The following is a 15,793-nucleotide window of genomic DNA, read 5'->3' on the forward strand; positions in this document are numbered from 1 at the left end:
GAAAACTATATGTATGATAAAATTCAATTACCTTATTCTTATGATGCATTAGAACCATATATAGATGCTGAAACTGTAAATATACACTATAATAAGCATCTTCAAACTTATGTAAATAATTTAAATAAAATATTAGAAGGATATGATGACTTAGTAAATAAATATACATTAAAAGAATTACTTTTCAATATAGAAAAGGTACCTAAAAGAATTAGACAAGATGTAATAAATCAAGGTGGTGGAGTATACAATCATAATTTATATTTTTCTATATTATCACCTAATCCAACTAAATGTCCTACTGGAAAGTTTTTAAATGAAATAAATAAGGCTTTTGGAAGTTTTGATAAGTTAAAGAAAAACTTAACTGAAGCATCAATAAAGCAATTTGGATCTGGATATGGATGTTTAGTTAAAGATAAACATGGAAAATTAATGATTATGAAAACTCCTAATCAAAATTGTCCTCTTAATGAGAAGTTAATTCCAATATTAATGATAGATGTATGGGAGCATGCATATTATTTAAAATATAAAAACTTAAGACAAAACTATGTTGAAAATATATGGAATATAATAGATTGGGCAAAAGTAGAAGAATATTATAATAAATAAACATATAAAGCTAGAAAATAATATGTTTTCTAGCTTTTGTTAATAAAAAATAAATTTAATATCAATAACAAATAAAATAAACAAAAAATTTTCAATATTAAGTTTATTTATCTATAGTTATGATATATAATTTATGAATATAATATATAAATCAAGAAAAGATAATATTAAATAATTATAAATTAAGGAGAGTATAAAAGTATGTATGATAAAATTAAATTACCATATTCTTATGATGAACTAGAACCATACATAGATGCAGAAACTGTAAACATACATTATAATAAGCATCTTCAAACTTATGTAAATAATTTAAACAAAGCTTTAGATGGGTATAATGAATTTGTTAAAGGCAAAACACTAGATGAAATTCTTTACAATATAGAAGATATCCCACAAGAAATACGACAAGATATAATAAATCAAGGTGGTGGAGTATCTAATCATAATCTATATTTTTCAATACTTTCTCCAAAGCCAGCTAAATCTCCAAAAGGTAAGTTTTTAGATGAAATCAATAAAACCTTTGGAAGTTTAGAAGAATTAAAAGAAAAATTAACTTCAGCAGCTATAAAGCAATTTGGATCTGGCTACGGATGTTTAGTTAAAGATAAAGAGAATAGATTAATAGTAATGCAAGTATCAAATCAAAATTCTCCATTTAGTGACAAATTAATTCCAATATTAATGATAGATGTATGGGAACATGCATATTATTTAAAATATAAGAACTTAAGACAAAACTATGTTGAGAATATATGGAATATAATAGACTGGTCAAAAGTAGAAGAATATTATAATAAATAAAGAAATAAAGCTAGAAAACAATGTGTTTTCTAGCTTTATTTATCTATATAGTTAAATTAATATTATGTTTTTTGAAATCTAATTTTTCAAAAAAAGGTATTAGATTTTCAGTGCAATTTACATATGGCTTTAAGTTATCATTTTTACATTTATCTATCAATTTATTAGCTATAGTGTAACCTACATGCTTATTTCTATAATTAGGATGAACACCTATATCACATAAATAAGCATTTGTGACACCATCAGAAATTATTCTTCCCATAGCAATTAGTTTATCATCATTATAAGCATAAAGTACATAGTAACTATTATTTATTGCTCTTAACAATTGAAATTCATTTAAATTTGATAAGCTACTAAATTCTAGAGTATTATATAATTCATATAAGTCTTTTTTGTTAGAAAGCTCTTTAGTATATTTTAAATTCATATAAAAATCTCCTTTCAAAAATCAGTTATTATAAATATATAATTTCCTTATAATAAAAAATTATAAATAATAATTCACCTAAATATTAGAAAATGATATAATTTATAAAAATATTAACTAAGGAGAAATAATTTATATGAAAGAAATAGAAATATATATTAGTGTATATGAGTTAGTAGATGAGAATAAGAAAGGAGATAAACTTAAAGCAAATATTGAATTTAAAATTAATGAGACAGAGATTGCTAATCGTAGTATAAGTGTTGAAAATGTAATAAAAAATATATGTAGTGTATATGAAAATAGTTTTGTATGTGCAGAAGCATACTTTGGGAAAAAGGATTTTGGATATAATATAATAATAAAATAGAGATAAGTATAATCAATATTATGAAGTAAATCATATAATAATTTTGTGAAATAATATTTAGTTGGTGTATAAATGAAAGATACATGGATAATAATGAATTTTAGAGGTGAAAATAATAAAGTTTCATTTAGTAAAGAGGAGGCTAAAGAAATAGCAAAATTATTAGGCATTGATTTTTCAAAAGAGTTATTTGATTTAGATGAATTTACTATAGGCGTTAATGTGGAACTTGAACATGGAAGTAAGTTTCCAAATACAAATGTTACACAAAATGATCCTATATTAACTGGGAAAATAGCATTAGCTCATTTAATGGAATTTCCAGATTATTATACAAGATTAAAGAAACTTGAAAATGAAGCAAATGCATATTGGAAATCTAAAAATAAGAAATAAAACATAAATTTATTAAAGGGAGTCTTTTATAAAGGCTCCTTTTAATTATAATTAGAATAAAATTTTAGTCTTATTAAAAGTAACATAAAAGATACAAATTTGAATAATTTGTATTTTAATATTTAAATTTTCATATAATGAAAGTAATATATAAGCTAAGTACAGAAAATATTAGTATGTTTAAAGCTATATGTTTCCAAACTAAAAAATCAAATTATTCAAATATTAACTGAGGATAATTTGATTCAAAGAAACAGTAATTATTTTAAATATTATTCATAAAAATTTCAAAGAAACTCTAATTGATTTGCCATTTTATTTCCAAGACTAAACGGCTAAATTCAGAACTATGTAATTAAATTCTAGTTAATAAAATGACATTATTAATGCGACTTACTTCCTTGATTTATAAAAAATATACATTGAATTTTGAATGTTGGGAATGAAATGAGTAATATCAACCATAACTGCTCATTATTCACTCTTACTTCTTACTTGGTTCCAACTACAAAAACAGGAGTAAACTGTAATAATAGTATCACTTGATAAAGATGTTATTTAAGATTTGAACTTGGAACTCTAGAAATACAGTAATTTCAATTTGAAATTTTATAGGAGGAAATAAATGAAAGGAAAATTAATATGGTTAGGATTAATTGTAACGACAATAATAATGGTAGGATGTACAACTAATAAAGAGAAGGAATCTTCTATAGAAAGCAAAGACAATAAAAATTCTCAGACTGTAAAACATGAGAGTAATGCTAAGATAAAAGAGAAAAAGAGTGAAGTGATTATAGAGAAAGATAAAGAACCTAATGAAAAAAATATAGAAAAACCTAAAGATAATAGTAATGATGCAAAAGTTAATAAGGTACCAGTGTTAAAAGAAGATAATACATCTAAAAGTGTAGACAATAAGGTTAGTGAAAAAGAGGATTTAGGTGTTTCAATGTTTGTTCCTAATGGAAGTTACGAAGTATCATATTTAGGTAGCGATTTGTCACCCAACTTAAATTATATAAAGGGAAATGGAAAATCTTTTGAAACTATTGGGACAAATGGTAAGGGACCTTTTGTAACAGTATATTCTATACAAGACAACAAGTTATGTGAAGTGTATTATTCTAGTGACTTGACTGAAGATGAAATAAAAAATTTTGATTATTTAAGTAAAAATGATGTAAGTCAAAAGGTAGCACTTTTAAGTACTCCAATAGCTGTTGGTAATAGATGGGGAAATAAAGAAATAGTTGAAGTTGGTGAAAATCTAAATTTAGATGGACTAATTTTAAATGGACCATACGTTAAAACATGGGAAAAAACAAAAAATAATGATTCTGAAAGCGTTAAGGTATGTTACTATTCAAAGGGATTAGGATTAGTTAAGTATAAAGTAATTATTGGTGATTCTGTAGTAGAATATTCAACATTAAGACAATTTAATAAAAGGTAAAGTTGGAATATAATTATTATTTATGTCGAAAAAAGAATGAAAATATTAGTGGAGTTTATAAAGAAAAAGTCATATAATAATATAAAATCTCTTTGCACTGCATATAAATCTACAGTACAAACTGATCAGGCCGATGAATGACTTTAATTTATGGAGCCGGGCCTTAATTGGCAACAGGACTTAAATACCTGTGGGACAGTTTATTGTTCTACAGGTATTTTTTGCGTACTTTTAGAGCAATAACTGAAATAAGATCTTTAATGCAATGCCATAGAGCTATCTAAAATATTCTTAAATTTTTAAGAATTAAAAATGGAGGTAACTTTTATGACAGAACAAACAAATTTAAATGAGTTAAAAGGTCTAACAGAAGAAGAAGTTAAAAAATTACAACAGAAGTATGGTAAAAATCAATTGGTTCCAGAGAAGAAAAGTAGTTTTTTACTTAAAGTTTTGGAGGTTCTAAAAGAACCTATGTTTTTACTTTTAATTATTGCAGCAATTATATACTTTTTACTTGGAGAGCCAAGAGATGGCATCATAATGTTAATATTTGTAATTGGAGTTATAAGTATCGATGTCATTCAAGAATGGAAGACAGATAAGACGTTAAAAGCATTGAAAGATTTATCAGCACCACAAATAAAAGTTATTAGAGACTATAAGCAATACGTTATAAATAGTGCTGATTTGGTTCCAGGTGACTTAATAATTATAGAGGAAGGTATTAAAATCCCAGCAGATGGGAAAGTAATAAAAGCTAATGATTTATGTGTTGATGAATCCTCTTTAACAGGTGAATCAGAAGGTGTCTGGAAAGTTGTAGATGATAGCAAAAATAAGGATTATTGGAAAAAGGACTATTGTTATGCAGGAACTTTAGCAATACAAGGTAGTGGAATAATTCTTGTAGAAAATATAGGATTTCAAACTGAATATGGAAAAATAGGAGTTGATGTATCAGAAGCACCTAATTTACCAACACCAATGCAAAAACAAACAAGAAAGCTAGTAAAAATTTGTGCAAAAATAGCAGTAGTGCTTTTTATATTAGTTTGTGTAATAACCTATATTAATCTATATGATCATAATTTTAAAGAACGAATTATTGAAAGCATATTATCAGGTGTAACACTTGCAATGGCAATGATACCTGAAGAATTTCCTGTTATTTTAACAGTGTTTTTATCCATGGGAGCATGGAGACTTGCAAAGAAGAAATCATTAGTACGAAGATTGCCATCAGTTGAAACCTTAGGAACAGTTTCAATACTTTGTGTAGACAAAACAGGAACTATAACAAAAAATAAAATGACAGTAACTGATGTTTGGTCATTTGATAATAATATAGAAAATTTAATTACTACTATGGGTATGGCATGTGAAACTGAACCATATGATGCAATGGAAAAAGCTATGCTTAAATATTGTGAAGATAATAATATAAAAAAGGAAAGTCTCTTTAGTGGTGAATTAGTATATGAATACTCATTTACAAACGAAAGAAAAATGATGGGACATGTTTGGGCAAAAAATAGAGAATATATTATTGCAGCTAAAGGTTCACCAGAAAAAATTTTAGAAATTTGTAATATAGAAGATAAAGAAAAAAGCGAAATAGAAAAAAATATATATGATATGTCATTAAAAGGATTAAGAGTTATAGCTGTAGCAACTGCTATAGTAGATAGTGATAATGTTCCTAAAGAACTTGAAGAATGTAAATTGAATTTTTTAGGATTAGTAGGACTTCAAGATCCTCCAAGAGATTCAATTAAAGATGATATAAAAAGATGTATAGATGCTGGTATAAGGATTGTTATGATTACTGGTGATAATGGAATTACTGCAAGTTCTATTGCAAAACAAATAGGTATTCCACATAGCAATGAAATAATTACAGGTGATGAAATTAATAAGATGAATGATGAAGAGCTTAAAAATAAAGTTAAAACTGTAAGTATTTTTTCAAGAGTTGTACCAGAGCATAAAATGAGAATAGTAAAAGCATTCAAAGGAAATGGTGAAATTGTTGCTATGACTGGAGATGGTGTTAATGATGCACCAGCACTTAAATATGCAGATATAGGTATTGCTATGGGCAAGAAAGGTTCTGAAGTTTCCAAAGAAGCAGCTGATTTAATTTTACTAGACGATAATTTTTCTACTATAGTTCATACCATTGAAGATGGTAGAAGGATTTATGATAATATAAGAAAAGCAATTGGATATATATTTGTAATACACATACCTATAGCGTTATCGTCTTTAATGGCTCCACTTATTGGAATAAAAGCTATTGCATCATTATTATTACCCGTTCATGTAGTTCTTTTAGAATTAATAATAGATCCAACATGTTCTATTGTTTTAGAAAGACAACCAGCAGAAAAAGATATAATGATGAGAAAACCTAGAAATCCAAATGAAAATATTTTAACTTCAAAAGTTTTAATTAAAAGCTTAATTCAAGGATTGGTACTATTCTTTGCATCTTTTGGTGTATATTATATACATTTAAAGAACTTTCCAACAGAAGCAAATATAGCTCGTTCTATGGGACTTGCTATAATAATGATTTCTAATATATTACTTGTTCAAGTTAATAGTTCTAATGATATGCTTATGTTTAAATCGGTTATAAGTTTAAAAAAAGATCCAGTAATGTGGATTACAGTAATAGGAACAGTTTTAGGTTTAGTCGTAATACTATACTCACCTTTAGCAAGTATTTTAAGTTTAGCACCTTTGAGTTTTAGACAAATAGGAATTGTTATTATAACTTCAATGATTGCAGTATTATGGTATGAAATAGTAAAAGTTTTTAATAAAAATAAAGTAGCATAGAAAAACTAAATAGGAGTTGTCATATTAAAAAATTATAAAAAGTTTAATGACAACTCCTGTTTTCTATTTTGACACTATGAAATGGTGATATCCTTCAGATATATTTTCTGAGAATATATTAAACTTTGCACTTATAAGCAAAGTTTTTATTTCATCAATACTAGGATAATAATGATATCCACCTTCTAAAACATATTCACCTTTAACTATAGGAAGACCCATTTCAATACCTTTTTCAAAGGCAATATTTATTTCATCATCATTTAATGTTTCTATTGTAAAATAAAAATATCCATTAGGTTTTAATGCTTTATAAAAGTTTTGAAAAACAGATAAAAGATGTTCAGGAAATACATTCTCTAAAGCATCAATACATATAATTCCATCAAATTCATTATTAAAACTGATTTCTTGTAAACCTAGTTTTTTAGTTTTCATTAATGGAAATTTACAATTAGCATTTTTAAGCATTTTTTGAGATTGATCAATTCCTAAAACGTTAAAGCTTTTAGAACTAATAATTGGATAATATTTGCCTGTTCCACAAGCAGCATCTAAAATTTTACCATTTGGTATAATTAGTTTTAGAAATTTTTCTAAAGTTTCTTCATGAATTTTTTCTATGTTACCCCAATTTTTATCATAATCAATAGAAAATATAGAATCATATCTTTTTTCAGCCATAATTCTTTTTTCATTTAACCAATCCTGCCGTTTCATTATTACTCGCCCCCTAAACCGTATATATAAATAAAAAATTGAATTTATTTTCATTATAAAACTCATAAAAAATAAAACAACATATTGTTGTATAGTTTACAATTACTTTACAATAATATGTTGTTAAATTATTATTTAATAACCATATGTATTTTTAAATTTATATGTATAATATAATGAAAACATTAATGTTAATATTTCAGCAAATGGAACTACAAGCCATACTCCATCTACACCCATAAAAAATGGTAAAATAATAATTCCTAAAATGAAGAATATAAACGTTCTTAATAATGAAATTATGGCAGAAATTTTGCCGTTGGAAAATGCTGTAAACATTCCAGATGCAAATATATTTATTCCACAAATTAGGAAGCTATAGGCAAATATATTAAATCCATTTAAAGTAATGTTATAAACTTCACTAGATTTGCTTGTAAATATACCTACTAAGCTAGTAGAAAATGCTCTAGAAAATATAAAAGAAACAATAGAAAAAATTAATATGAAAATATAGCTATATTTAACTAATTTTTTTAATTCAATTTTATTATCATTTCCATAATTATAACTTATTCTAGGAGATACACCAGATGTAAAACCAATATGAGCAGATATTAATAGAAGTTGAGAATATAAAACAATTGTTATTGCTGCAACACCAGTTTCACCTAAAAATTTAATCATTACAATGTTATATAAATATGTAGTAACAGCAGAAGAAATTTGAGTTACCATTTCAGAAGAACCATTACCACAACTCTTTAAAATTAATCTTAAATTAAATTTTGTTTTGGTAAAATGTAATATGTTTTTTTTGTTTAAAAAATATATAAGTCCAATAATAGCAGGAAATGCATAACCTATACATGTAGCTAAACTAGCACCAGCAATACCCATATTAAATTTAACTATAAAAATATAGTCAAGTATTATATTAGTAATTCCACCTAAAATTGTACAAAGTAGTCCTAATTTAGGGGCTCCAGCACTTATTAAAAAATAATCAAAAAGACATTTTAGAATAATTATGGGTGAAAATATCATCATAATAAATAAGTATGAGTAGCAATATTTATATAAAACTTCTGTTGCACCTAATGCATAAATAATAGGTTTTATAAAAATTAAAGAAATTATAGTTATAAAAATTCCAATAGCTAAAGCTGTTATTATAATTAATGTAAAGCCTTCTTTAGCATCTTTATCTTTTCCTTCACCCATAAGTTTTGCAACTATTGCATTTCCGCCAGTAGCAAGCATTATACTAATACCTAAAATTATATTTACTACAGGAAAAACTATATTTATTGAAGATAATGCATTTGAACCTACAAATCTAGAAACAAACACACCATCTATAATAGTATAAAGTGAAAAAAACACCATCATAATAATTGTAGGAAATGTGTGTTTTATAAGTGATAGAAAAGTAACTTTTTTTCCAAGTGAATTGTCCAATTTAAAAACCACCTTTTACATCTTGATAAATTTTCTCATGTTTTTTATAATAAAGTATCCCGTTAAGGGATAGTCAATAGGGAGATGAAAAAATGGATAAAAAAACAACTAAATATTTTACAACTGGAGAATTTGCTAATTTATGTGGTGTAAATAAAAAGACTCTTTTTCATTATGACAGTATAGATTTATTTAAGCCTGAAAAAACAGATGATAATGGGTACAGATATTACTCACATTATCAATTAGAAGTTTTTAATATAATTTCTGAATTGAAAGAAATAGGTATGTCTTTAAAAGATATTAAAAATTTTATAAATAATAGAAGTCCAGAAATACTTATAGAATTATTTACAAAAGAGAAATATGAAGTTGAAAAGGAAATACAAAATTTAGAAAGAATAAAAAAATTATTAGAAACTAAAATTCAATCAGTAAAAGAAGGGATTAAATATACTGATGAAATTTTTCTGGAAGAGCAAAAGGAGGAGTATCTTATATTAAGTGATCATATTAATAGTTATGATGATATAGAGGTTGAATATGATTTAAAAACATTTATAGAACATTTTAAATATTGTATGAAAAATCAACTAAATACTGGGTATTCTATAGGAGTAATGCTAAATAAAGAGAATCTAAAAAATAAATTTTTTTATGAGTATAGCTATTATTTCACAAAGACAAATAAGACAGATATGTGTAAAAATATAGTAAAAAAAGATGAAGGTCTTTATGTTGTTGGATATTTAAAAGGATATTATGACAAAATCCCAATATTATATGAAAAGATGCTTAATTATATAGATAAGAATAATCTTAAAATATGCGGATACTCTTATGAAGAAGGATTAATTGATGAAATTTCAATAAGAAACAAAAATAAATATGTTATCAAAGTTTCAATTAAAGTAGAAAAGAATTTGAAATAATGAAATTAAAAATAAATACTTCTGATTTTAAATAAAGTATTGTACTATATATTACATAATATAATAAATATATGTAAAAAATACGAATAGCTCAATTTAATTAAAAATGAGGTGAACAACAAATGATAAAGATTATTGTAACATTAATTCATATTATAAACTTGGTAACTATATTTTATATGGTTTTTAAAGAAAAACGTTCTGCCAATAGTATTGTGGCATGGTCACTAGTATTGTATATTGCTCCACTTGTGGGATTTGTAATATTTTTACTAATAGGTAGGAAACTTAATAAAAACAATATGTTTGGAATAAAACAAATGGAATATGAAACGTATAAAACTTATTTAGAACAAAATAAAATTAGCAATCATTTGGAACATATAAATAAAAATAATAAAGATATTATAGAATCCATTGAAAAAATGAGCTATTCACCATATAAAGAGAAAAATAATATAGATTTATTTACAGATTCAAAAGATTTTTTTGATGAGTTATTACATAGTCTTAGCTTAGCGCAAAAAAGTATAAATATTGAATTTTACATATTTAAAAATGATGAGATTGGTATGAAAATATTAAAATTACTAGAGAAAAAAGCTAGAGAGGGAATAGCTGTTAGATTACTTTATGATTCTGTAGGAAGCAGAGCTTTAAATAGAAAAGTATTAAAAGAATTTATTGATGCCGGTGGAATGATAGGAGAATTTTTCCCATCATGGCTTAAAATTATAAATTTAAATATGAATTTCAGAAATCATAGAAAAATTGTTGTTATTGATAATAAAATAGGCTTTGTTGGTGGTTTCAATATTGGAGATGAATATTTAGGTAAAAGTCATAAATTTGGTTATTGGAGAGATACTCATATAAAGTTTAAAGGAGATGCAGTTAAAGATTTAAATTTACGTTTTTTGGCAGATTGGAAGTATGCTACTAAAGAAAATATTGATTTAGAAAATGCACTTATGAAAACAATAGACTTTAACGAAGAAGGAAATGACGCCATACAAATAGTATCTAGTGGTCCTAATATTAGTGATACTTTTGAAATAAAATTTGGATATTTAAAAATGATACAAAAAGCGAAAAAGTATATTTATATTCAATCACCATATTTAATTATAGATAATAGTATATCAGATAGTTTAAAGCTTGCTGCATTGTCAGGTGTTGATGTAAAAATAATGATTCCGGGAAAAGGTGATCATCCTTTTGTTTTTTGGGCTAATATATTTTATGCTGGCGATTTATTGGAATCAGGAGTTAAAGTATATCATTATGACAAAAATGCATTTCTTCATGCAAAAACAGTAGTGATTGATGATCAAATATGTTCAATTGGAACGGCTAATATGGATACTAGAAGTTTTGAATTAAATTTTGAAGTTAATGCATTTATATATTCAAATGAAATTTCAAGAAAACAAAAAAGTGCATTTGAAAATGATTTATTAAAATCAGAAGAATTAACATTAGAAAGATATAATAATAGATCTAAAATAGTAAAACTAAAAGAAGGAATATCTAAATTATTCTCATCAATACTTTAATATAGGGTTACAAGCTGAAAAATGAAATTATTCAAATATTAAATGAGAATAGTAGTATTCCAAGAAACAGTAATTATTTAAAACGTTATTCATAAAAATCTCAAAGAAACTCTAATAAATTTGCCATTTTATTTCCAAGACTAAACGGCTATTAGTGAACTAAATTAAGAGCTATGTAATTAAATTCTAGTCTATTTTTCATAACTCTTCGTTAGCAATTCACATTAATAAAATACCATTATTGATGTGAATTACTTCCTTGATTTATAAAAAATATACATTGAATTCTCAATTACATATTTCTAAATTTAGTTCACACGACGTCCTGTCTAGGCAGTCGCTGAACCCGTCCTTGGGTTCAGGTCTTGAAAATAAAACACAAATTAATAAGATTTTCTAAATCAATTTTTAAAGAAATACTAATTTAAATAATTCCTGTTTCTTGATGAAATAAAAAAGTTTTTCAATTGAGAAAGATGTTATTTGGAATTTGAACTTGGAACCCTATATAGGAATACAAGTTAAAACTTTAAGTTATTTATGTTTCAATTGAGAGTTCTAATTAATTTAATTGAAAATTGAAAATGGAAAGTGAATGTAAAAATTGGATTTCCAATTTTAAAGAAAGATTTTTTATTAAATTTGCAGAGCAAATTAGTTGAAAACAATATAAAAATGTAGTTTTTATATATTTCTATTTTAAATATTAAAAGTGAAGCGAGTAATATTCACCATAACTATTCACTTTTTACTCTTACTTTTTAATTAATTTAAAAAATTCAAAAAATGTTAATTGGTATAAAATATATATTTAATGTAATATTATAAATATATAAATTGCAAATGAAAGGAGAAAAAGGTATGAATATTTTATCACAAAGTATAGAAGGAAAAGTAGTTATAGTTACAGGTGGCACAAGAGGTATAGGATTTGAAACAGTAAAATTATTTTTAAATCATGGGGCTAAAGTAGCTTTGTGTGGATCTAAACAAGAAACTGTTCAAAAAGCATTGAATGAGTTGAATAAAATAGATACAAAATTTGATGTTATTGGTTTTTCTCCAGATTTATCAAACATAAATGAAGTTAAAGACATGACAAAGAAAGTGTTACAAAAATGGGGAACTATAGATGTATTAATAAATAATGCAGGTATAAGTGATAGTAAATCAATTTATGAATATGATGATGATCATTTTGCTAAAATTATGGATATTAATGTGCAAGGAGTTTTTAATTGTTCTAAAGTAGTGGCTGAAATAATGAAAGAAAATAAAAAAGGTGTAATATTAAATACAAGTTCTATGGTTAGTATATATGGACAAAAATCTGGATGTGGATATCCAACTTCAAAATTTGCAGTAAATGGACTTACTAAGTCACTAGCAAGGGAACTTGGAAAAGATGGAATAAGAGTTAATGCTATAGCACCTGGAATAATAGAAACAGATATGGTTAAGGCATTGGATCCTAATATAATAAATAAAATGGCTCAGAATATTCCATTAAATAGACTAGGAACTCCAGAAGATATTGCAAATGCATTTTTATTCTTAGCATCAGATTTAGCATCCTATATAAGTGGAGCTATTCTTTCTGTAGATGGTGGAATAGTTGGTTAGTATGGATTTATTTTTTATTAAAATATAATAAATTTAAGAGGACTATTGATGAATTTTAGTTTATCAATAGTCTTTTAGTTTTTATTAAATTTTCAACATATGCATTTTCATGTGTTAAATTTTAGGTGAGACATTATTTTTTATTAATTGCATAAATTCATTAGGCAACACTACTTTTACACTAGGATTTTTTCTAAGTTTTTCAATAACATCGTTAACATTATCTAGTGTATTACTCCACGCATGAACGTAAACAAATGTATAGGAATTGGGATTTTTAACATCTGTGTAACCTAATTTAACACGCTCAGTAATATTATTAATTAATTGAGTTTCGTCTTCTAGACCTTCCCAAAGCAAATCTCTACAGGATACTATAGGTTTTTTATTTGACCAAAGTATTTCACCATTATAAGAGTTATTTTTATCATATTCTAAATACAAGAGACCATCTATATTTTCATTAGAAGTATATTTATCCCATAAATCTTTATTATAAAAAGCTTTATCATCAAGAATTAAAACATAATTTTGATTAGTATATTCCATATACTGATTTAAGGAACTAGTATACTCTGTTAATTTATCATTGGGAAATTTACTAGGATACATATATCCATTACCAGATGGAGGAACCAAAAAACTTTGATTATTAAAATCTTTATAATATTTATCAAATACTGTTGGTGCTAAATAGTAAATTGAAGGACTTATAGACCAACCTAGAGGTAAATCTTTTCTGTAATTTGAGCCATACCAATTTTAAGAACTATAATTGTTTCCAAGTAACCACTGTTGATTATCGCCATCAGACATAATAAATGTTACATAATGATAACCATCACTATTATCTAAGGAATTCTTAGTATCAAATTTAGAATATTGTTTTGTTGGATATGAACTTAATACAGATAAATTGTATGACCAGTCTGCTGCAATCATATCTACACCAAATTTAGATGAGATACTAACATTTTTATGTTCATCAGGTCCCCATCCTAGGCAACGAGCAGTTGAATCCATATTTTTAAATATAGATTCTCTTAGAGTAGTATCATTAATATCATTTTCATAGAATATAAGTGATTTTGACATTATTGCATAATCCCGTAAGGGTATTGATTGATAGGGTGATAATTCAATGACAGTAGAATGATTTAGTCCTGAATTCCAAAGATTTTTATATGCCCAATATTTATCAGTGTTTCTGCAATCATAAGTTAATTTAGTTATACCATAACTTTTAACTTTATTTTCTAAAGATTCATCTATTGCTATAGAATCTTTTAATGAAGCAAGAGAACAAGCATTATTAATAGAAGGGAGTCTAAAATTGCTATATATAATGTACCCATCAATATATGAACTAAAATTATTTAGTAATTTCCAGGGGTCTTTTACATATTTAATTTTAACACTATAACTATCTTTTAAATCTTTAAGCCAAAGCTTGTAGTCAGGTTCATTAGAACTAAGAATATAAATTTGACTTGAAGATTTGTTAGAAATAAGCCCTTGTAATGTAGCAATCATAGTTTGTTCAGCTTTAGACATATCATTTTCAGATATTACATATAAATATTTAGGAATTATTGTATTTTTTATATATGAATCATATTCTATTTTAGTATTAAATACACTGCATGATAACCCATATTCATCGTTTTTATATTTATTATAAAAGCTATTTAGAAATTCATATCTAGGGCCAGAATAAAATGATGCGGAACTTTTAGGTGTCATATTAGATAAAAAAATTTGTCTGTCAATTATGTCTTTTAAAGAAATAGTATTAGAATTTTGCATTATATCATACATTATCATAAAAGTTGTAGTTCTACCAATTCCTTCTTTACAATGAAAATGAAACCAGGTATTTTCAGGACTATTTTTAATAATATTAATAAAATAATTAACCATATCTTCGGAAGGTAACTTACCATCAGTGACAGGAATACGAACATAATTAATATTTTTAGAATTAGTAAGGGTGTTTTCATTTTGTACATTATTTACAACAACTGTATTTTTAGTATTATTAAATGTTGTAGGTTTATTTATAGCTAGAGAATTTAATTTTTCGTTTTCGTCATCTAAAATATCTATAGTTTTTAAATTAACATTAGAGTTATTAGTAGTATTTTCCCAACTTACAGCAATACCATTTACAAATCCGTGAGATTCTTGCCTTAGATCAATTACAGTTACTGGTACATCTTTTTTTATTGATGATTGAATTAATGAAAGTCCATTTTCGGAAAATTGCCCACTGCCAGAGATGTTTAAATTATCTAATCCAGATAGATTTAAGGATTTATTGCTTATTAAGTTTGTGTTTAGAGTTGTTCTAAAATGGTGTGGGGCTAAAGAATTATTAGAAGAATTTTCTTTTAATATTAAATTAGGAACATCTTTGCAATATGAATTTATAGGTGCGAAGGAAAAAATTATAATAATAGCTAATATTAATAAATTTTTAAAAAAGTTTTTCAATTATAAAACCTCCAATATAATATTTTAAGTAAATTAGAAATAATCTTACATTAGCTTTTCTTAAAATAATTAGATTTATTCATA

At 25.1% G+C, this 15,793-nt stretch carries 12 protein-coding genes, 1 pseudogene and 1 riboswitch; of the genes and pseudogenes, 9 read left to right on the forward strand and 4 right to left on the reverse strand.

The features are described from left to right. The first annotated feature begins 9 nt into the window (after positions 1–9). Entirely contained in the window at positions 10–615 is a 606-nt protein-coding gene (locus AC07E4_RS07545; RefSeq protein WP_040327348.1) for a superoxide dismutase, read from the forward strand. A gap of 201 nt (positions 616–816) precedes the next feature. After that, positions 817–1,422 (forward strand): superoxide dismutase, encoded by a 606-nt coding sequence (locus tag AC07E4_RS07550; protein WP_040327349.1) that lies wholly within the window; start codon positions 817–819, stop codon positions 1,420–1,422. 43 nt (positions 1,423–1,465) lie between these two features. On the opposite strand, the gene AC07E4_RS07555 is transcribed toward AC07E4_RS07550, so the two are convergent. Continuing rightward, positions 1,466–1,855: a GNAT family N-acetyltransferase gene (locus AC07E4_RS07555; protein ID WP_040327350.1), complete on the reverse strand. Its 390-nt coding sequence runs from the start codon at positions 1,853–1,855 to the stop codon at positions 1,466–1,468. Between the two features lie 136 nt (positions 1,856–1,991). On the opposite strand from AC07E4_RS07555, the gene AC07E4_RS07560 reads away from it, so the two are divergent. The 4 genes from AC07E4_RS07560 (at position 1,992) to AC07E4_RS07575 (ending at position 6,924) form a co-directional block, all read left to right on the forward strand. Then, positions 1,992–2,225, forward strand: coding sequence for a hypothetical protein (locus tag AC07E4_RS07560; RefSeq protein WP_040327351.1), 234 nt, complete (start codon positions 1,992–1,994; stop codon positions 2,223–2,225). Positions 2,226–2,297: 72 nt separating this feature from the next. Next, on the forward strand, positions 2,298–2,621 hold the full coding sequence (locus AC07E4_RS07565) for a DUF5661 family protein (RefSeq protein ID WP_040327352.1): 324 nt from the start codon (positions 2,298–2,300) through the stop codon (positions 2,619–2,621). A 625-nt stretch (positions 2,622–3,246) separates the two neighbouring features. After that, the gene (locus AC07E4_RS07570) at positions 3,247–4,077 is read left to right on the forward strand and encodes a hypothetical protein (RefSeq protein WP_478216052.1); all 831 of its coding nucleotides are present in this window, start codon (positions 3,247–3,249) and stop codon (positions 4,075–4,077) included. A 111-nt stretch (positions 4,078–4,188) separates the two neighbouring features. After that, positions 4,189–4,278, forward strand: a riboswitch (NiCo riboswitch). Positions 4,279–4,404: 126 nt separating this feature from the next. Further along, complete coding sequence (locus AC07E4_RS07575) at positions 4,405–6,924, forward strand: cation-translocating P-type ATPase (RefSeq protein WP_478216053.1); 2,520 nt, start codon at positions 4,405–4,407, stop codon at positions 6,922–6,924. Positions 6,925–6,987: 63 nt separating this feature from the next. Here the strand turns inward: AC07E4_RS07575 and AC07E4_RS07580 are convergent, their stop codons facing one another. Further along, positions 6,988–7,644, reverse strand: coding sequence for a class I SAM-dependent DNA methyltransferase (locus AC07E4_RS07580; protein WP_430828810.1), 657 nt, complete (start codon positions 7,642–7,644; stop codon positions 6,988–6,990). A 135-nt stretch (positions 7,645–7,779) separates the two neighbouring features. Further along, entirely contained in the window at positions 7,780–9,105 is a 1,326-nt protein-coding gene (locus AC07E4_RS07585) for an MATE family efflux transporter (protein WP_040327356.1), read from the reverse strand. 92 nt (positions 9,106–9,197) lie between these two features. Between AC07E4_RS07585 and AC07E4_RS07590 the strand changes: the two genes are divergently transcribed. The 3 genes from AC07E4_RS07590 (at position 9,198) to AC07E4_RS07600 (ending at position 13,216) form a co-directional block, all read left to right on the forward strand. Next, positions 9,198–10,037 (forward strand): MerR family transcriptional regulator, encoded by an 840-nt coding sequence (locus tag AC07E4_RS07590; RefSeq protein ID WP_478216054.1) that lies wholly within the window; start codon positions 9,198–9,200, stop codon positions 10,035–10,037. Positions 10,038–10,159: 122 nt separating this feature from the next. Continuing rightward, complete coding sequence (gene cls, locus AC07E4_RS07595) at positions 10,160–11,593, forward strand: cardiolipin synthase (RefSeq protein WP_478216055.1); 1,434 nt, start codon at positions 10,160–10,162, stop codon at positions 11,591–11,593. A gap of 861 nt (positions 11,594–12,454) precedes the next feature. Further along, positions 12,455–13,216, forward strand: coding sequence for an SDR family NAD(P)-dependent oxidoreductase (locus tag AC07E4_RS07600; protein ID WP_430828813.1), 762 nt, complete (start codon positions 12,455–12,457; stop codon positions 13,214–13,216). Between the two features lie 114 nt (positions 13,217–13,330). On the opposite strand, the pseudogene AC07E4_RS07605 reads toward AC07E4_RS07600, so the two are convergent. Next, positions 13,331–15,709 (reverse strand): annotated as a pseudogene (locus AC07E4_RS07605) (GxGYxYP domain-containing protein). Between the last annotated feature and the right edge of the window lie 84 nt (positions 15,710–15,793).

It is taken from the genome of Clostridium amazonense (assembly GCF_056431285.1).